Consider the following 18,190-nt stretch of genomic DNA (forward strand, 5'->3'; position numbering starts at 1 on the left):
GGCCGAGGTGAGCATGGGCACGCAACAACAGAACCTGACACCGGCCCAGGCCACAGCGGCCAGCTACGCCTTGCAAGTGTGCGCGGTGATCGACGAAACCGCCGATGCGCGCTCGCTGGTGCTGGACATACCGTCAGACCTGCGTGAGCGCTTTGGCTACAGACCGGGGCAGTTCCTGACGTTTCGTGTGCCCTGTGCCGGCAAGCTGCTGACCCGCTGCTATTCCATGGCCAGTTCGCCGTTGACCGATGAGCAACCCAAAGTCACGGTGAAACGGGTCGAGGGCGGCCGGGTGTCGAACCGAATGAACGAGGTGCAGGTCGGTGACTGGCTGGACGTACTGCCGCCGGCCGGGCATTTTTGCCTTGATGAGCATCAACCGGATGACGACAAACCCCTGGTGCTGTTCGGCGGCGGGTCTGGCATCACCCCGGTGTTTTCCATTCTGAAATCGACGCTGCAACGCAGCCGGCGGCCGATCAAGTTGATCTACGCCAATCGCGATGAGGCATCGGTGATTTTCAAGGATGAGCTGCGGCAACTGGCGCAGTCCCATCCGGAACAACTGCAAGTGGTACACGCGCTCGACTCGGTGCAAGGCTTCCTGACCACCGCCCAAGTGCGCCATTTGCTGAAAGGTTCTGCCGGCGGCGATTACTTCATCTGCGGCCCGGGCCCGTTCATGGACACCGTCGAACGGACCTTGCTGGAACTCGGAGAAGCGGCTGAACGCATCCACGTCGAACGCTTCGTCTCCCCGCCCGATCCCGACGAACTGCTGGCTGAAGAAGCCGCCGCCCGGCAAGCCTCTCTTGGCTCGCGCTGCGAATCGCTGGTGATCGTGCTTGACGGTCAACAGCACGAAATTGCCTGTCAGCCCGGCGACACACTGCTGCAAAGCTGCAAGGCCGCCGGCCTCGACGTTCCTTCGTCTTGCGAAGAAGGTTTTTGCGGCGCCTGCATGTGCGTCGTCGAGGAAGGCGAAACGCACATGGCCCGCAACGACGTGCTCAGCCCCAGAGAACTGGCCGAAGGCTGGACCCTGGCCTGCCAAAGCCGCCCGAACGGCGCACGGGTGCGCTTGAAGTTCCCGGATTGAGCGCCGGTCGAGAATAGTCTCAACGGACGATCTCCCGGGCGCGATCTGCAGTTAGACTCGGCCAGCCCATTGGCCCGAAAACAATAAAAGAGGTGCAGTTATGGCTCGTTTGCAAAACAAGGTCGCGGTGGTTACCGGCGGCGCATCGGGGATCGGTCTGGCCTGCGTGCGGCGCTTTGCCGCCGAAGGCGCGCAGGTTGTCGGCCTGGACATCGGCAATGCCCCGGAGGATTTTCCGGGCCTGTTCATGACGCTGGATGTGCGCGATGAAGCGCAGGTGCAACAGGTCATGCAGGAAGTCATCAACCATTTCGGTCACATCGACGTGCTGGTCAACGCGGCGGGTGTGGCCGACCAGGGCAGCGTCACCCAGACCAGCACCGCCAACTGGCAGCGGGTGCTGGACATCAACCTGACCGGCAGCATGCTCACCAGCAAGTACGCGCTGGCATCGATGGAACCCCGGCGCAGCGGTTCGATCATTAATATCGGCTCGATCTTCGGCCTCCAGGGTTGCGACGGCAACGTTGCGTACAACGTGTCCAAGGGCGGCATCAACCAACTGACGCGCTCGATGGCGATCGACTTCGGTTACGCCAATATTCGCGTCAACGGTTTGTGTCCCGGCCTGATCGAAACCCCGATGACCAGCATGGTCCGCGAGCACGAAGCCTTCCACGCCTTCTTCGCCTCGCAACACATGCTCAATCGCTCCGGGCAGCCGGAAGAAGTGGCCAACGTCGCCCTGTTCCTGGCCTCAGACGAAGCGTCCTTTGTCAGTGGCCAGATGATTGCCGTGGACGGCGGTTTCTCCGCCGGCCGCCGCTTCGCCCCGCCCGCCGTCTGATTTTCCTTGCCGGGCGCCTGCCCGGCACACCCCTTTCTTCCGCACCTGTCCTCTGGCCGAGGAGGCCCCATGCTGCCTGTCGAAAACGCACTGACCATCGTCCAACTGTTCGCCAACGCTGCCCGCAATTATGGCGACCGCCCGGCCATTGAGGATGACGGACGCTCGATCAGCTACCGGCAACTCGATCAACTGCGCGGCCAGGCTGCCCGGGCACTATTGGCGTTGAACGTCCAGCCTGGCGACCGCGTGGCGATCTGGGCACCGAATATCTGGGAATGGATTGTCGCCGCCGGTGCACTGCAAAGCGTCGGCGCCGCGCTGGTGCCGCTCAATACGCGCATGAAAGGCAGCGAGGCGGGTTTCATCCTGCGTCAGAGCGGCGCCTGCGTGCTGTTTGCCATCGGCGAGTTCCTGGGCGCCGACTATCCGCGCATGCTCGCCGCCGAAGACCTGCCGGCGCTGCGCCACATCGTCTCGTTGCGCAGCAGCGAACCGGGCACGCTGGGCTGGGACGCGTTCCTGGCGCTGGCCAGCGACGTGTCGCCGGAAGCTCTTCAATCACGCGAACTGGCGCTCGGCCCGCAAGATCTCTCCGACCTGCTGTTCACCTCGGGCACCACAGGCAAACCCAAAGGCGTGATGAGCAATCACGGGCAAACCCTGCGGGTGGTGCGCGACTGGAGTGAGGTGGTCGGTTTGCACGAGGGCGATCGCTACCTGATCGTCAATCCGTTCTTCCATTCGTTCGGTTACAAGGCCGGCTGGCTGGCGGCGCTGATGCGCGGCTGCACCATCGTGCCGCAGCAGGTCTTCGACGTGCAGGCGGTGCTCGAATGCGTGCAGCGCGAGCGAATTACCGTGCTGCCCGGCCCGCCGACCCTCTATCAATCCTTGCTCGCCCATCCGCAGCGCGATGCATTCGACTTGACGTCCTTGCGCATTGCGGTCACCGGGGCTGCGACGATTCCGGTGGAGATGATCCGCCGCATGCGTGATGAACTGGGTTTCGCCACCATCGTCACTGCGTACGGCCTGACCGAAACCTGCGGTTTTGCCACGATCTGTCGGCCGGGGGACTCACTGGAATTGCTCTCGTCCACCAGCGGCCGGGCCATGCCGGGGATGGAAGTGCGCTGCATTGGCGCCAACGGTCGCAGCCAGCCGGTGAACGTCCCCGGCGAAATCCAGGTACGGGGCTACAACCTGATGCAGGGTTATTTCAATGATCCGCAAGCCAGTCAGGAAGTCCTCGATGCCGACGGCTGGCTGCACACCGGTGATATCGGCGTGCTCGACGAACAGGGTTACCTGCGCATCACCGATCGCCTGAAGGACATGTTCATCACCGGCGGTTTCAACGTCTATCCGGCGGAAATCGAACACTGCCTGCTGGGTTATCCCGGCGTGGCGCAGGTGGCGGTGATCGGCATTCCGGACGAGCGTCTGGGCGAAGTGGCCATGGCCTTTCTGCTGCCGGCGCCGGGGGTCGAGATCGAGCAGGCCCGATTCCTCGCCTGGTGCCGTGAGCAGATGGCCAACTACAAGGTGCCGCGCCGGGTGCAGGTGCTGGAGAGCATGCCGCTGAACGCGGCGGGGAAAGTGACCAAGAATGTGTTGCGGGAGTGGGCGTTGAGCTGAGCTCTTTCCTCCAGTGGGAGCCCACTGGAGGAATGACCTTCAAATCACCCGGGCCGGATGCTGTTGGCGCGGGTCGCCCAGCAGGGCGCGATGGGATGGCGGCTGACGGCCGCCGTCTTCGCTGATGCCGTAACCGGCAGCGATTTCGGCAGTGATCAGCGTCTGCCCCGAGAGCGCCATCAACTGCGGATCATTGAGCAAGGCATGAATCACCCGGCCATTGAATTGCGGGGTTTCGGCGTGCGCCAGAAAAGCCTTGTACTGCTCGCCATGCTGTTCGCCGGCAATCCGCGTGCGCTCGGTCAACTGCGGCCCGAGCCACAGCGATAACGCCGCCACGCCACGGCCCTCGAAATCGATGGCCATGTCCGCCGCCAGTTTGTCGCAACCGGCCTTTTGCGCACCGTACGCCGGGCCGTGCATGTAGCAGCCGCCGCCAAACGACGAAGTAAAGCAGATAAGTCCCTGCGCGCTGTTCAACAACAGCGGTGCGGCGTGGTAGCTGGCGATGTACGCCGAGCGCAGGCCGACGTCGAGGATGCGCACCAGGTCCAGCGGCTTTTCCCAGAACGGCCCCGATTCGATCAACTGGTCATGAATGAACGCGGCATTGTTTACCAGCAGATCCAGCCGTCCGCATTCACGTTCTATCTGGGCGAACAGCGCCGCCACCTGCCCATCGTCGGCATGATCGCAAACCACCGCGACGCCCTCTCCGCCCGCCGCTGTAATTGCGGCGGCCGTGTCGTCCAGCGAGCTGTTCAAGGCCTGTCCATATAGATGCGCGCCTGCAGATTCCGGCGCACGCCCGGTGACGTAAACCCGCATGCCTGCCGCACCGAGTGCCAGGGCTATGCCCTGGCCGACGCCGCGACTGGCGCCGGTCACTACCGCCACTTGCCGATTCATTTGACGCTCCCGAACTGACTGATCACCGAGCCGCTTTTCTGGCTCTGACGATGGATGTGGTTGGCCGCCAGATAACCGAAGGTCATCGCCGGACCGATGGTGGAACCGGCCCCCGGGTAGGTGCGGCCCATCATCGACGCCGCGCTGTTGCCGATGGCGTACAGGCCCTTGATCGGTTTGCCGTCCTCGTGCAAGACCCGGGCGTGAACGTCGGTGAGCAAACCGCCCTTGGTGCCGATGTCGCCGGCATCAATGCGCACGGCGTAGAACGGCCCTTTGAACAACGGCGCCAGACACGGATTGGGCTGCACGTTCGGGTCACCGTAGTAGCGATCGAACAGCGATTCACCCTTGTGAAAGTCTTCGTCGTAGCCGCGCACCGCCATGCCGTTGAAGCGCTGCACCGTGCGCAGCAGCCCGGCCGCATCGACGCCGATGTTCTCCGCCAGGGCCTGCAGATCCGGTGCCTTGAAAAAGTAATCACGCAAGTGCTCGGGCAGTTGCCAGTCGCGCTGGGCATACCCTGGCAACAGCGCGCCGCAGGGGTATTTGCGGCGAAACTCGGCATCGAACACCATCCAGCACGGCACACTGACGGCGCCTTCGCGGTTGTTGGCGTACATCGCGTAAACGATGTCGGTGTACGGCGCGGCTTCGTTGACGAAACGTTCGCCCGCCGAGTTGACCAGTACGCAACCGGGCAACGTCCGCTCGACGAACATCGCCCGTTGTTTTTCCTCGCCGCGAACGTTGGTTGTCGGCGCCCACCAGCTGTGCTCCATCAGCGCCGTGCGTGCGCCGATGGCCTGGCCTGCACGAATGCCGTCGCCGGTATTATGCGGCGGCGTGGCACTCCAGGTAGTCAGCGAGGGTTGCGGCAGATACTGGGTGCGCATCGTCTGATTCCGTTCAAAACCACCAGCGGCGATGATCACGCCGTAGCGCGCCTTGACGTTCAGACGTTGCCCCTCGCGGCAGACCCGCGCACCGCCGACCCGGTCGCCGACAATCAGCAGTTCTTCCAGCCCACAGTTGAGCCACAGCGATTTGCCGCGATCCAGTAAGGAACAGCGCAAGGCCCCGATCAAGGCATTGCCCAAGGTCAGGTAACGATCCCGCTTCGACAGCCGCCGCCCCTCGCGGTCGCGCCAGTAACGCCACATGACCTTCAGCGTCAGGCGCAACCAGCCGGGGCCACGGCACAGCAGCACCTGCGCCTCTTTCATGGTCATCGCCATGCGTCCCATCATCAACGTGCCGGGGGATGGCGCACGCATGCGCAGAAACTCCTCACCCAGCTCGGCGGCGTCAAACGGTTGCGGGTCCATCGAGCGATAGCCGGGTTTGCCGCCTTCGACTTCCGGGTAGTAATCGGCGTAGCGCGCTTGTGCCTCGAAGCGCACGCGGGTCTTTTGTTCGAGGTATTCGACCATCGCCTTGCCTTGCTCGACATAGGCTTCGATGCGCCCGTCGTCGATCTCGCCGTGGGTCACCGCGCGAATATAGGCAATCGCTTCGGCGGCGCTGTCGCTGCCCCCCAGGGCCTCGATCCGGTGATTGCCGGGGATCCAGATCCCGCCGCCGGACACCGCCGAGGTGCCGCCGTACTCGTTGCTCTTTTCGATCAGCAACACGTTCAGTCCCAGGTCGTGAGCGCGCAGCGCCGCGGTCATCCCGCCCGCTCCGGAACCCACCACCAGCACATCGCAGCACTCATCCCATTTGATCTCGGCAGCTTTCATGCGATCACCCTTGCTCAGCGCCCTCAAGGCAAAAACCGCCGGCCGGATCTTCGTCCGGCGCGGTCGGTCTCGGGATTGTTGGGCGCGTGTGCCGGGTGGTCATCGTCCGATGGGACTAAGGGTCACGCACCCCGCTCCCGTGCAAATCGCTTAGTCCGCTTGGACGATGTTGCGCCCGGTGCGTGACCGCATAGTCGCCCACGGCACCACTCCCCCCCTGAAATGCAGGTCGGGCAGGTCTGACCTGGGCATGAGGACGACATGATAAAAACAATAATCGCCCCACAATCGCTACACCCTCGCGTACAGCTGGCCGTGTTGTTGCTGGCCGGTGGACTGGGCAGCCAGGCCAGCGCGATGACCTTCCAGCCGAGCGAGAATCTGAGCGTCGACTGGGACACCACGCTGACCTACAGCCTCGCCTGGCGGACCGAGGCACGCGATCACAAACTGACGGCCAACGCCGACGCCAATGACGGCGACAATGCGTTTTCCAAAGGCAGCCTGATCAACAACCGCGCCGGTTTCCTCACCGAAGCCAACATCAAATGGCAGGACGATTACGGCGTGTTCGTACGAGCCACGGGCTTCTACGACAACGTCTACGATCAGGACAACGACAACAACACCGGCACCTCGAACTGTTTTGCCGGTGGTCATTGCAACCGGCCGGACCGTTTCTCCCAGGACACCATCGATCAGCACCGCAACGAACTGCGCATGCTCGATTACTACGCCTACGGCACCTGGGATCTGGGCGGGCACAACCTCAATGCGCGGCTGGGTAATCAGGTGGTCAGCTGGGGTGAAAGCCTGTTCTATCCCGGCATTTCGGCGGCGCAGAGCCCGGTGGACGCGACCAAGTCGACCACGCCGGGGGTCGAGGTCAAGGAAATCCTCCTGCCGGTCGGGCAACTGTTCACCCAGTTCAGCCTGACCGACAGCCTCGATATCCAGGCCTACTACCAATACAAATGGGAAAAGACCCAGTTGTTCGGGGTCGGCAGCTACTTCTCCACCACCGACTACATCGACGAGGGCGGCTACAACGACGCCAGCGGTTTCGTGACGCGTCTGGCCAACGACAAACCGAGCAATCAGGGCCAGTACGGTGTGGCCTTCACCTACGCCGCCGAGTCGCTGAACAACACCGAGTTCGGCATTTACTACTCGCGTTATCACGACAAGACGCCGTCGCTGGACTTCCAGTCCGAACTCGGTCGCTACCGTGCGGTGTACTTCGACAACATCGACCTGTTCGGCGCCAGTTTCTCCACGGTGATCGGCGATGTCAGCTGGGCCGGTGAAGTCAGCTACCGCGACGGTGCGCCGGTGATGGTCAACAACGGCTTCTCCAGCGCGGTACGCGGCAAGACCATGCAAGCGCAGTCGTCGATGATCTACGTGCTCGGCCCGACCTCGTTCGCCGACAACACCACCCTGACCGGCGAAGTCGTCTACAACACCGTGATCAGCAACGACAAGTCGCAGCCCGTAACACTGGCGCCTGGCTTCACGCTGCCGGGCACCGAAAGCCTGGTCTACGACCGCGAAGCCTGGGGTTACACCGCGCAGGTCAGCTTCGATTACAACGACGTGTTCAGCGGCTGGGACATGTCAGTGCCGATCACCTACAGCACCGCTGCCCACGGCGACAGCTCGATTGTCGGCTCGATCAACCAGGGCGAAGGCGACGACCGCGCCAGCATCGGCAGCTCGTGGCGCTACCTGGGCAACTTCACCGTCGAAGCCCGTTACAACGCCTACCTGGGCAATGCCAACAACAGCCCGTTGGCCGACCGCGACAACGTCGCCCTCAACTTCAAATACCGGTTCTGATTCCCCTGTCGGAGGAGCACAGCATGTCTCGATTCACCCAAACGTTATTGAGCACGGCGCTGACTGTCGGCCTGCTCGGCAGTGGCCTGACCTACGCCAAGGTCAGCCCCGAAGAGGCCGCGCGACTGGGCCAGGACCTGACCCCGATGGGCGCCGAAAAGGCTGGCAACGCCGACGGCAGCATTCCGGCCTGGAGCGGCAAGTGGCGTGGTCTGCCACCGGGTCTGAAGTTTTCGGGGCCCGGCACGCCGTACCCGGACCCGTACGCGGCGGAAAAACCGCTGTTCATCATCGATTCGAAGAACATGGACAAGTACGCCGAGAACCTGTCCGACGGTGAGAAAGCGCTGCTCAAGCGCTACCCGGAAACATTCAAGATCCCGGTGTACCCGAGCCATCGCGACTTCCGCGCCGATCAGCGTCTGGAAGACCTGATCAAGAAAAACGCGGTGACCGCCGAACTCGACAACGACAACAACGACACCAAGAACGCCTGGGGCGCCTCGCCGTTTCCGATTCCGAAAAACGGCAGCGAGTTGATGTTCAACCACACCCTGCAAGGACGCGCCAACACCGAAGAGGCCAACTATGGCCAGGCGGTGGTGTACGCCAACAAGGAAAAAGTGCTTGAAGAGGTCAACTACAAGATCTTCTCGATCTGGTCCAGCCCGGACAAGAACCTCGACAGCGCCAACGGCATCCTGACCAACTTCCTGATCACCACCCTGGAACCGGTGCGCAAGAAAGGCGAGATCGTCGTCGGTCACGAGTTCATCAACCCGACAGCCTCGCCGCGTCAGGCCTGGCAGTACAGCCCCGGCCAGCGCCGCGTTCGTCGCGCCCCCACCGTCGGCTATGACTCGCCGACCGGCGCCGGCGGCTTCCGGGTGTACGACGAAGACCGCTTGTTCAACGGTGCGCCGGACCGCTACAACTGGACCATCGTCGGCAAAAAGGAACTCTACATTCCGTACCACAACTACAAGATCGACGACCCGAGCGTGACGGCCGACCAGATCCTGTCGACCACCGGTCACGTCGATCCGCAGTACATGCGCTACGAAAAACACCGAGTCTGGGTGTTGCAGGCAACGCTCAAGGAAGGCGCCCGCCACGTCTACGCCAAACGTGTGTTGTACCTCGACGAAGACACCTGGTCCGCGACCATGGCCGACAACTACGATGCCCGTGGCCAGTTGTGGCGTACCAACATGCAGACCTCGGTCTATGCCTACGACATTGAGCGCTACCACGCACGCCTCGGCATCTACCATGACCTGATCGCCGGCTCTTATCTGGTTGACCGTCTGCTGGTCGATCAAAAGCCTGCGAAGCTCAATGCCACCGCCTTCTCCGAAGACGAATTCACCCCTGGCAACCTGCGCAAACTCGGTACCCGCTGAACCCATGACGCCCTGACCGATTCATTCGGTCGGGGCGTTGTGCTTTTTTCAATCTGCACCTTTACGGAAACTGCCCATGAATAAACTGCTCACTGCGGCCCTCGCCGTGGCCGGCCTCGGTTTGTCGACGCAGGCCAGCGCCCTGAACATTTTGCTGACCAACGACGACGGCTGCCGCGCCCCCGGCATCGACGCGATGTATCGCGCACTGACCGCCGCCGGGCACACCGTCACCCTGGTCGGCCCGTTGAACGACAGCAGCGGCATCAGCGCCGCCAGCGTCGTGGTGCCAGGCGAGGCCTTGGCGGTGACCGAGCTTGCGCCCGGCAGATTCTGCGTCGGCCCGCCCGATGGCTACACCCCGCCGACCGGCAAGACCTCGGCCATCGGCACGCCGGTGGATGCGGTCAACGTGGGGCTGGATGTGCTGCTCAAGGACACGCCACCGGATCTGGTGGTGTCCGGCATCAACTTCGGTGAGAACGTCGGCCCGCTGACGCAGATGTCCGGGACGTTGAATGCGGCGGTTCGGGCCATGTTCAAAGGCGTTCCGGCCGTGGCAGTGTCGACGGCCATCGACATGGACCTGATCATGCGCGACCAACAGGCCGGCTACCGCAAGACCCTGGGCGCCATGGACGACACCGCGAAGTTTGCGGTGAAGGTCATCGAACAGGCCCATCAGAACTGCGCTAAACACAGCTGCAAACTGAATGTGCTCGGGTTGCCGGGCGTTAACGGGCTGAACCTCAACTACCCGGCGTTGCCTGCCAATCAAGTCAAAGGCGTGAGTTTTGCCCCGATCGGCAATTGGGACCGGGTGAACTTCACCTCACAGCGCGGCGCCGACGGTACGGTTCACGTCAACCTGGTCGCGCCACCGCCCCCCACGGCCACTCAGCAACAGGCCGATGCGTATCAGCTATGGCAAGGGCATGCAGTGATTACGGTGATCGCCGGCAATATGAGCGCGCCGCAGGCGGTGCAGGATCAGGCGAAGAAAATGCTCAAAAGCGTCCAGCCTTGAAACGACACAACCCCTGCAGGTCATCACCCGCAGGGGTTGAACGGTTTTCAGACGGCGGATTGGAACGGGATGAACTCAGTGACTTCGAGATCGAACCCCGACACCGCTTTGTAGGGCACTGGAGAACTCATCAGGCGCATCTTGCGCACGTTCTGATCACGCAGTATCTGCGCGCCGATGCCCAGCGTACGGTGCGGAAAATGCGGCGGGCGGGATTTGCCGCCGCTGCGCTGACGCAATTGCTCGAGCACACCTTCAGCAGTTTCTTTCTGCGCCAATAACACCAGCACACCGCATTCGGCCGCCGCGATGCACGCCAGCGAACGTTCAAGGGTCCATTGCTGCGGACCACCTTCGCTTTCACAGCCCAGGGCATCGCGCAGGGTTTCGATGCCTTGCACCCGCACCAGCACCGGTTGAGCGCTGTCGATACGGCCTTTGACCAGCGCCAGATGCAGCGCGCCTTGATAAGTGTCCTGATACGCCGTCACCTGGAACTCGCCGTGGCGGGTCAGCAAGGGATACGCCTCGCCGCGTTCGATCGTGCCTTCGTGAAGGATGCGGTAGTGAATCAGCTCGGCGATGCTGCCGATGCGCAGGCCATGGCGGCGGGCGAATTCGTGCAACTGCTCGCCACGGGCCAGTTCGCCGTCCTCGTCGAGAATGCCCACCAGTGTCGCCGCCGGTTGCAGGCCCGCGAGGCGGGTCAGGTCGCATGCCGCCTCGACATGCCCGGCCCGCTGCATGACGCCACCTGGCAAAGCCTGCACCGGAAAGATATGTCCCGGTTGCACCAGATCCGCCGGGACACTGGCCGGGTCGACTGCCACCTGAATCGAGCGCGCCCGATCGGCAGCACTGATCCCCGTGGACACACCGGTTGCGGCCTCGATCGAACGGGTAAACCCCACGCCATGCTGCGCCCGCGAATGGGGCACCATCAGGTCCAGCCCCAGCTCGCGGCAGCGCTGCTCGGTCAGTGCCAGGCAGATCAAGCCGCGCGCCTGTACTGCCATGAAGGTTACCGCCTCGGCCCCGACCCGTTCGGCGGCCATCAGCAGTGAGCCTTCAGCGTTGTTTTCGTCATCGGTGATGACCACCATCTGTCCCGCCGCGATGGCTTCGAGCAGTTGCGGCACACTGTCGAACGCCAGACTCATTGCAGCGCCTCGCGCAGGTCGGCGGCCGCTTCGGACAACACCTGGGCGGCACCTTCGACAAACGGCGCCATGCTGATGAAACCGTGAATCATCCCTTCACAGCGCTGCACGCGCACGGGCACTTCGGCTGCACGCAAGCGCTCGGCGAACGCCTCGCCTTCGTCACGCAGCGGATCGAATTCGGCGGTGATCAGGGTCGTCGGCGGCAAATGCGCCACGCTTCCGGCACGCAATGGCGAAGCCAGCGGATCATCACCCTGCCCGTCTTCCTGCAAATACTGCTGCCAGAACCAGTTCATCATGGCGCCGGTAAGGAAGAAACCATCGGCAAATTCCCGGTAGGAATGGCTGTCGCAACGGGCGTCGGTGACGGGATAGAACAGGCATTGATAGCGGATCTTCGGCCCCTGCCGTTGCACCGCCAACTGACTGACCGCCAATGCCAGATTGCCCCCGGCGCTGTCCCCCGCCACCGCGAGCCGGCTGTCATCGACGCCCAGTTGCGCCGCGTGTTCCACCAGCCAGCAGGTCGCTCGGTAGCAATCCAGCGGCGCCGCCGGGAACGGGTGTTCCGGCGCCAGGCGATAAGCCACCGACACCACCACGGCGTCGGTCAGGTGGGCCAGCGAGCGGCACAGGTTGTCGTGAGTGTCGAGGTTACCGACGACAAAACCGCCGCCATGGAAATACACCAGCAACGGCAGATTGCCCTCTTTCGACGGCCGATACAGACGCGCATCCAGTTCGCCAATCGCACCCTCGACCCGCAAGTTGCGCACTTCGATCATCGGCACGCCCGGTATCGCCGGCTGCATGTTGTCGCAGAACTGCCGATAGTGCGCGGCATCGAGCTGACTGTAATCGGGTGCCGGCAGGTCGCTGAATTGCTGGAGTATCAGCGCGATCTGTTTATCGAGCGGCATGGGCATCTTCCTCTACATCGGACATTTTGAATTGTGGGTTGGACTCTTCCAGGATGCTCTGCACCCGTTGCTGCAGGGCCACTTTGAAGCCTTTGTGGGGAAAGACCCAGAAGCGCTTTTCGGCGATGGCGGCGAACACCTGTTCTGCGAGTACCGCAGGCGTCATGCCTTGACGGATGCTGCTGTCGAGCAATTGGCTGAAGGACGAACCGGCGCCGTCGACCACTTGGTTGGACGCCATGATTTCACTGACCACCGGCCCCGGACACACGACAGAAACCGACACAGGTGCACCGAGCAGGGTCAATTCGTAGTGCAGGGTTTCAGACAGCGCGACCACCGCCTGCTTGGTCACGTTGTAAGGCGCCATCAACGGGCTGCTGAGCAGACCGGCCAGTGACGCGGTGTTGATCACATGGGCCGCGCGGCCCTGACGCAGAAACAACGGCACGAAACAGCGAATGCCGTTGATGACCCCGCAAAGATTGACGTCGAGCATGCGCTGCCACTGCTGCGCGGTGATTTCCCAGCTGTGGCCGGTCTGCATCACCCCGGCATTGTTGAACAACAGATCGACCCCGCCAAACTGATCGAGGGCGACATCGCGCAAGCGCTCCACCTGTTCCAGATCGCCGACATCGGTGACACAGGCGACGGCCTGCGCTCCGCCGCTTCGCAGTTCAGCGCAGAGGGTTTCCAGCCGCGCCGCATCGAGATCGGCCAGCACCAGGCGCATCCCCAACTTGGCCGCATGCTCGGCCAGCCCCCGGCCGATGCCACTGCCGGCACCGGTAATGACCGCGACCGGCCCTGATTGCTCTTTCATTGCCTGCTCCTGACAAAAAGTCCGATGGCGTCAGTAGAGCGGGCGCCGGTCGGCCGGCCATCGTCCATTCAGACGATGCCCGCTTCTACAGGGGCGGCAGAATCTCTAGCAAGCTCAAACCCGTGAACCTGGGAGAATAACAAGATGAGTACCCTGCACCGTATCGAAGCCAAACTGCTGGAAGACCGCTACGCACGCGGCTGGCACTGCCTGGGCCTGGCCGCCCGCTACCGCGACGGCAAGGCCCACCGTCTGGACGTGTTCGGCACCCGGCTGGTGGCGTTTCAGGGCGAGGACGGCGAGCTGCACATTCTCGACGGTTATTGCCCGCACATGGGCGCCGACCTCAGCACCGGTTGCATCGAAGGCAATTCGATTCGCTGCCCTTTCCACGCCTGGCGCTGGGGCTCCGACGGCGTTTGCGATGACATTCCCTACGCCAAGCGCATTCCGCCACGGGCCAAGCTCAAGAGCTGGCCGCTGATGGAGGAAAACCATCTGCTGTTCGTCTGGAACGACCCCGAAGGCAACCCGCCGCTGCCCGAGCAACGCATCCCGCGCATTGACGCCTGCTTCAGCGACGAATGGGCCGAGTGGGAGGTCGCTGAATTGCAGATCGACACCAACTGCCGCGAACTGATCGACAACGTCGCCGACATGGCGCACTTCGGCACGGTACACGGCGCGCCGGTCGAGGCCTTCAGCAACGTGTTCGAAGGCCACCTCGCCACGCAGATCATGAGCGCCCGCAGCGAGCGGCTGTCCGGCGACAGCGCGTTGAGCACCGTGGCGACTTATTACGGGCCGGCCTACCAGATCACCGAAATGACCGGTGCCATGAACGGTCAGCCGATCCACTCGATCCTGCTCAACTGCCATGTGCCGATCGACCTCGACAGCTTCACCCTGCGCTACGGCGTGCTGGTGAAAAAGATCCCGGGCTTGAGCGAAGAACAGAATCAGGCAATGGCCAAGGCCTATGTGCAACAGGCCCAGGAAGCCTTTTACGAAGACGTGTCGATCTGGCACAGCAAGACCCGCGTCGATAACCCGTTGCTCTGCGATGGCGATGGCCCGGTCTATCAATTGCGGCGCTGGTACGAGCAGTTCTACACCGACGTCGGTCTGCTTTCAGCGGATGTGCAGGACCAGAAAGAGTTCATCGTGCGGGCCCGCGAACAGGCCTGATCACGGGGCTGTCGCAATTTTGCGCCTGGCCGGCCGCCGCCGGTCAGGCCTCGTGCCCGGGCGTTGCAAGTGGTCGATACAGGCGCTTATTCTCGGGCACCGCAAACCACTAATAATAAGAACGGGTTTCCCATGCAGCAGAGCCTCAGCCTCGACACGTTCAGCGATCTCATCGGCAACCTGTATCAGGGGCCGCTGGAAACCATTCCCTGGGCGACCTTTCTCAACCAGCTCAACGTCTACCTGAAAAGCAAATACGTGACCTTCATCCTGCGGCCGCCCAGCACCCATGTGGACGGACTGATGGTCAACACCACCGGCACCTCGACCGAGGCGGTCGCTTCGTACAACACGCACTTTTTCACCCTCGACCCCTTCGTCGGCCTGCCCAACCGCCAGGTGGTGACCCTCGCCGAATTCGTCTCCAGCGATGACTGGCAGAAATCGGAGTTCTACAAGAACTTCCTCGAAGCGGTGGACGTGTTCCATATCCTCGGCGCCGACATCAACACCTGCGACGGCGCCCAGTGCCGGATCCGCATCAGTCGCGGCCGGGATGACAAGCCTTTTGGCGACGAAGAGAAAACCCTGCTGGCGCATTTCATTCCGCACCTCGAGCGCTCGATCAAGGTTCACATGCAGCTCAATCGCATCGAGGTCGAACGCAACCTCTACGCCGGCGCGGTGAATCAGATGGCGGTCGGCACGATCATCCTCGACGAAGCCGGCAAAGTGCTGCAGACCAACCAGGTGGCCGACCGGCTGATCCAGGAAAAGGACGGCATCAAACTGGTCAACGATGGCCTGCAGGTCGGTACGGACCGCGACACGCAAGAGTTTCGCCGCTTGGTCAAACAGTCGCTGCTCTCGCAGAAAAGCAGCAACCCGTCGATGGTCGAGGCGCTGCGCGTGCAACGGCCGTCCGGGCGGGCTGACTTGGGCATCATCGTGCGCTCGGTGCCGCTGTCGGAGTGGAGCGAAGGCAAACAGTGCCCGACCGTGGTGATTTTCATCAGCGACCCGGAGCAACAGTCCACCGCGCCCCAGGAAATCGTCCGCGCCCTGTTTGACTTCACACCGGCCGAGACCCAACTGGCCATGTTGCTGGCCAACGGGCTGACCCTCGACGAAGCCTCGGAAGAACTGGGCATCAGCCGCAACACGGCGCGCGCCCACCTGCGCTCGACCTTCTCCAAGACCGGCGTAACCCGCCAGACCATGCTCGTGCGCCTGATCCTGCGCAGTGTGGCCACCCTCGGCTGACACCCTTCCCGCGCCATCGTCCGCCCGGGCGATGGCTTATTTGCCTGACTAGTCCATTCAGACGAAGCCGAATATCTCGCGCCGCCCTACCTTGCCTCTACAACAATAAAAAACCGTATGAGGCCCGCGATGCGTAATTCCACCTGCGCCCTGCTCCTGATCGTCTGCGTCGGCAGTTCCGTCAGCCTGTGTCAGTTGTTCAGAAACGAAGCCTATCGACCGAGCACTGCGCTCCTCGGTTGTTCGAGCACGGCGGTCAACTGCTACCCGCCGCTGGTGCGCAATCTGCTCCCATAAATCTGCCCCCATAAAAAAACACCGGCCTCTGCAAGCAGCGCCGGTGTTTTTTGTTATCTGCCGAGGATCAGGTCGGCAGGAAGCCGCGCGCCCGGGACAGGGTCAGCGCCAGGTCTTCGATCATGTCTTCCTGACCGCCAACGGTGCCACGCCGCCCCAACTCCACCAGCAGTTCGCGGGCGGCCACCAGGTACTTCTTCTCGGCCCGTTTGGCGAACAGCAGGAACGAGCTGTAGACCCCGGCATAGCCCAGCGTCAGCGCATCGCGGTCGAGGCGGATCGGCTGGTCCATCATCGGCACGATCAGGTCTTCGGCGACGTCCATGATCCCGTACAGATTGACGCCGCTTTCAACGCCCATCCGCTCCAGCACCGCAACGAACACTTCCAGCGGCGTGTTGCCCGCACCGGCCCCAAGACCCGCCGCCGAACCGTCGATACGCGCTGCGCCCGCCTCGATCGCGGCCAGGGAGTTGGCAATCGACATGCCCAGGTTGTGGTGGCCGTGAAAGCCCACTTCGGTCGCCGCGTTCAAGCCTGCGCGCAACACGCCGATTTTCTCGCTGACCTCGTCCGGGAGCATGTAGCCCGCCGAGTCGGTGCAGTAAATGCAGTTGGCGCCATAACTCTCCATCAACCGCGCCTGTTCCAGCAGTTTTTCTGCGCTGACCATGTGGGCCATCATCAGGAAACCGACGGTGTCGAGGCCCATTTTCGCGGACATGCCGATGTGCTGGCCGGAGACGTCGGCCTCGGTGCAGTGGGTGGCGACGCGGATGGTCGAAACCCCGTGCTCATGGGCCATGCGCAGATGATCGAGGGTACCGATGCCGGGCAACAGCAGCGCCGAGACTTTCGCCTGGCGCAGGCGCGGAATCACCGCCGAAAAGTATTCCTCGTCGCTGTGGGCCGGCATCCCGTAATTCAGCGACGCACCGCCCAGGCCGTCGCCATGGGTGATTTCGATCAGCGGCACGCCGGCTGCATCAAGGCCGGTGGCTACGGCGATCATCTGGTCCAGGCTGATCTGATGCTGTTTGGCGTGCATGCCGTCGCGCAGGCTCATGTCGTGCAGACGAACGCGTTTACCTTGCAGATTCATGGTCATTCTCCACTTTACGGGCGGGCAGTTGCAGGGCGCCCTTGTGGGCTTCTTCGGCGAACATTTCGGCAGTGCGCAGGCCGGCGGCGGTCATGATGTCGAGGTTGCCGGCGGACTTGGGCAGAAAATCCCCGAGGCCTTCCACCTCGATGAAAATCGACACCTTGCGGCCATCGAACACCGGGCCGTTGATCAACTTGTAGCCGGGCACATAACGCTGCACTTCCTCGACCATCTGCAGCACCGAGGCGCGAATCCGCTGCTGATCCGGCTCGTCGTCCGTCAGGCAATGAATGGTGTCGCGCATCATCAGCGGCGGCTCGGCCGGGTTGATGACGATAATCGCCTTGCCGCGACGGGCGCCGCCGATCTTCTCGACCGCGCCGGCCGTGGTCCGGGTGAACTCGTCGATGTTCTGCCGAGTGCCCGGCCCGACGGAGCCGGACGAAACCGTGGCGACAATCTCGCCGTAACTGACCGATTGCACCCGCGACACCGCCGCGACCATCGGGATGGTTGCCTGACCACCGCAGGTGACCATGTTGACGTTCATTGCCAGCGACGCCGCGTGTTCCTTGAGGTTGACCGGCGGCACGCAGAACGGGCCGATGGCCGCCGGCGTGAGGTCGATCATGATCACCCCGAGCTCGTTGAGCTTGCGGCTGTTCTGCTCGTGGACGTAGGCCGAGGTCGCATCGAAAGCGATACGAATATCATCGTCGAGCACATGGGGCAGCAGCCCGTCCACGCCGCCGGCGGTTGTTTTCACTCCCAGTTCACGGGCGCGCTTGAGGCCCTCGGACTCGGGGTCGACGCCGACCATCCACACGGGTTCGATCCATTCGGACCGACACATTTTCATCAGCAGGTCAGTGCCAATGTTTCCCGGGCCGATAATGGCCGCTCTGAGTTTCTTGTTCATCC

Annotated in this window: 16 protein-coding genes; 9 read left to right on the forward strand and 7 right to left on the reverse strand. The window is 62.8% G+C overall.

The window, feature by feature from the left end:
- Positions 1 to 13: 13 nt before the first annotated feature.
- From AC1RME_RS06175 to AC1RME_RS06185, 3 genes are all read left to right on the forward strand, one after another.
- Positions 14 to 1,099 (forward strand): ferredoxin--NADP reductase, encoded by a 1,086-nt coding sequence (locus AC1RME_RS06175; RefSeq protein WP_096821404.1) that lies wholly within the window; start codon positions 14 to 16, stop codon positions 1,097 to 1,099.
- Between the two features lie 100 nt (positions 1,100 to 1,199).
- A complete protein-coding gene (locus AC1RME_RS06180; protein WP_096821405.1) occupies positions 1,200 to 1,946 on the forward strand; it encodes an SDR family NAD(P)-dependent oxidoreductase in 747 nt (248 codons plus the stop codon).
- 69 nt (positions 1,947 to 2,015) lie between these two features.
- The gene (locus tag AC1RME_RS06185) at positions 2,016 to 3,587 is read left to right on the forward strand and encodes a FadD3 family acyl-CoA ligase (protein WP_493090777.1); all 1,572 of its coding nucleotides are present in this window, start codon (positions 2,016 to 2,018) and stop codon (positions 3,585 to 3,587) included.
- 39 nt (positions 3,588 to 3,626) lie between these two features.
- Here the strand turns inward: AC1RME_RS06185 and AC1RME_RS06190 are convergent, their stop codons facing one another.
- Positions 3,627 to 4,496: an SDR family NAD(P)-dependent oxidoreductase gene (locus tag AC1RME_RS06190; protein ID WP_096821407.1), complete on the reverse strand. Its 870-nt coding sequence runs from the start codon at positions 4,494 to 4,496 to the stop codon at positions 3,627 to 3,629.
- Positions 4,493 to 6,238, reverse strand: coding sequence for an FAD-dependent oxidoreductase (locus AC1RME_RS06195; RefSeq protein WP_096821408.1), 1,746 nt, complete (start codon positions 6,236 to 6,238; stop codon positions 4,493 to 4,495). The genes AC1RME_RS06190 and AC1RME_RS06195 overlap by 4 nt, the downstream gene beginning before the upstream one ends.
- A 261-nt stretch (positions 6,239 to 6,499) precedes the next feature.
- Here AC1RME_RS06195 and AC1RME_RS06200 point away from each other — a divergent pair, with 261 nt between their 5' ends.
- From AC1RME_RS06200 to surE, 3 genes are all read left to right on the forward strand, one after another.
- On the forward strand, positions 6,500 to 8,077 hold the full coding sequence (locus tag AC1RME_RS06200; RefSeq protein ID WP_493090780.1) for a DUF1302 domain-containing protein: 1,578 nt from the start codon (positions 6,500 to 6,502) through the stop codon (positions 8,075 to 8,077).
- Positions 8,078 to 8,100: 23 nt separating this feature from the next.
- The gene (locus AC1RME_RS06205) at positions 8,101 to 9,480 is read left to right on the forward strand and encodes a DUF1329 domain-containing protein (protein WP_493070952.1); all 1,380 of its coding nucleotides are present in this window, start codon (positions 8,101 to 8,103) and stop codon (positions 9,478 to 9,480) included.
- A 76-nt stretch (positions 9,481 to 9,556) separates the two neighbouring features.
- Complete coding sequence (gene surE, locus AC1RME_RS06210) at positions 9,557 to 10,507, forward strand: 5'/3'-nucleotidase SurE (RefSeq protein ID WP_096821411.1); 951 nt, start codon at positions 9,557 to 9,559, stop codon at positions 10,505 to 10,507.
- 47 nt (positions 10,508 to 10,554) lie between these two features.
- On the opposite strand, the gene ribB is transcribed toward surE, so the two are convergent.
- The 3 genes from ribB to AC1RME_RS06225 are packed head-to-tail and all read right to left on the reverse strand — an operon-like array spanning position 10,555 to position 13,416.
- The gene (gene ribB, locus AC1RME_RS06215) at positions 10,555 to 11,667 is read right to left on the reverse strand and encodes a 3,4-dihydroxy-2-butanone-4-phosphate synthase (RefSeq protein ID WP_096821412.1); all 1,113 of its coding nucleotides are present in this window, start codon (positions 11,665 to 11,667) and stop codon (positions 10,555 to 10,557) included.
- Entirely contained in the window at positions 11,664 to 12,590 is a 927-nt protein-coding gene (lipP1, locus tag AC1RME_RS06220) for a LipP1 family hormone-sensitive lipase (RefSeq protein WP_096821413.1), read from the reverse strand. The genes ribB and lipP1 overlap by 4 nt, the downstream gene beginning before the upstream one ends.
- Positions 12,577 to 13,416, reverse strand: coding sequence for an SDR family NAD(P)-dependent oxidoreductase (locus AC1RME_RS06225; protein ID WP_493090783.1), 840 nt, complete (start codon positions 13,414 to 13,416; stop codon positions 12,577 to 12,579). Before AC1RME_RS06225 ends, lipP1 begins: the two co-directional genes overlap by 14 nt.
- 144 nt (positions 13,417 to 13,560) lie before the next feature.
- On the opposite strand from AC1RME_RS06225, the gene AC1RME_RS06230 reads away from it, so the two are divergent.
- From AC1RME_RS06230 to AC1RME_RS06240, 3 genes are all read left to right on the forward strand, one after another.
- On the forward strand, positions 13,561 to 14,604 hold the full coding sequence (locus AC1RME_RS06230; RefSeq protein ID WP_096821415.1) for a 3-ketosteroid-9-alpha-monooxygenase, oxygenase component: 1,044 nt from the start codon (positions 13,561 to 13,563) through the stop codon (positions 14,602 to 14,604).
- A gap of 132 nt (positions 14,605 to 14,736) precedes the next feature.
- Entirely contained in the window at positions 14,737 to 15,867 is a 1,131-nt protein-coding gene (locus AC1RME_RS06235) for a helix-turn-helix transcriptional regulator (RefSeq protein WP_007951349.1), read from the forward strand.
- Positions 15,868 to 15,996: 129 nt separating this feature from the next.
- Positions 15,997 to 16,164 carry a hypothetical protein gene (locus AC1RME_RS06240; protein WP_176504869.1) on the forward strand — a complete coding sequence of 56 codons (168 nt, stop codon included), beginning with the start codon at positions 15,997 to 15,999 and terminating at the stop codon, positions 16,162 to 16,164.
- Positions 16,165 to 16,231: 67 nt separating this feature from the next.
- On the opposite strand, the gene dmpG is transcribed toward AC1RME_RS06240, so the two are convergent.
- Positions 16,232 to 17,266 (reverse strand): 4-hydroxy-2-oxovalerate aldolase, encoded by a 1,035-nt coding sequence (gene dmpG, locus AC1RME_RS06245; RefSeq protein ID WP_096821416.1) that lies wholly within the window; start codon positions 17,264 to 17,266, stop codon positions 16,232 to 16,234.
- Positions 17,250 to 18,188: an acetaldehyde dehydrogenase (acetylating) gene (locus AC1RME_RS06250; RefSeq protein ID WP_096821417.1), complete on the reverse strand. Its 939-nt coding sequence runs from the start codon at positions 18,186 to 18,188 to the stop codon at positions 17,250 to 17,252. The genes dmpG and AC1RME_RS06250 overlap by 17 nt, the downstream gene beginning before the upstream one ends.
- Between the last annotated feature and the right edge of the window lie 2 nt (positions 18,189 to 18,190).

Source organism: Pseudomonas sp. GW822-FHT03F08, assembly GCF_058801265.1.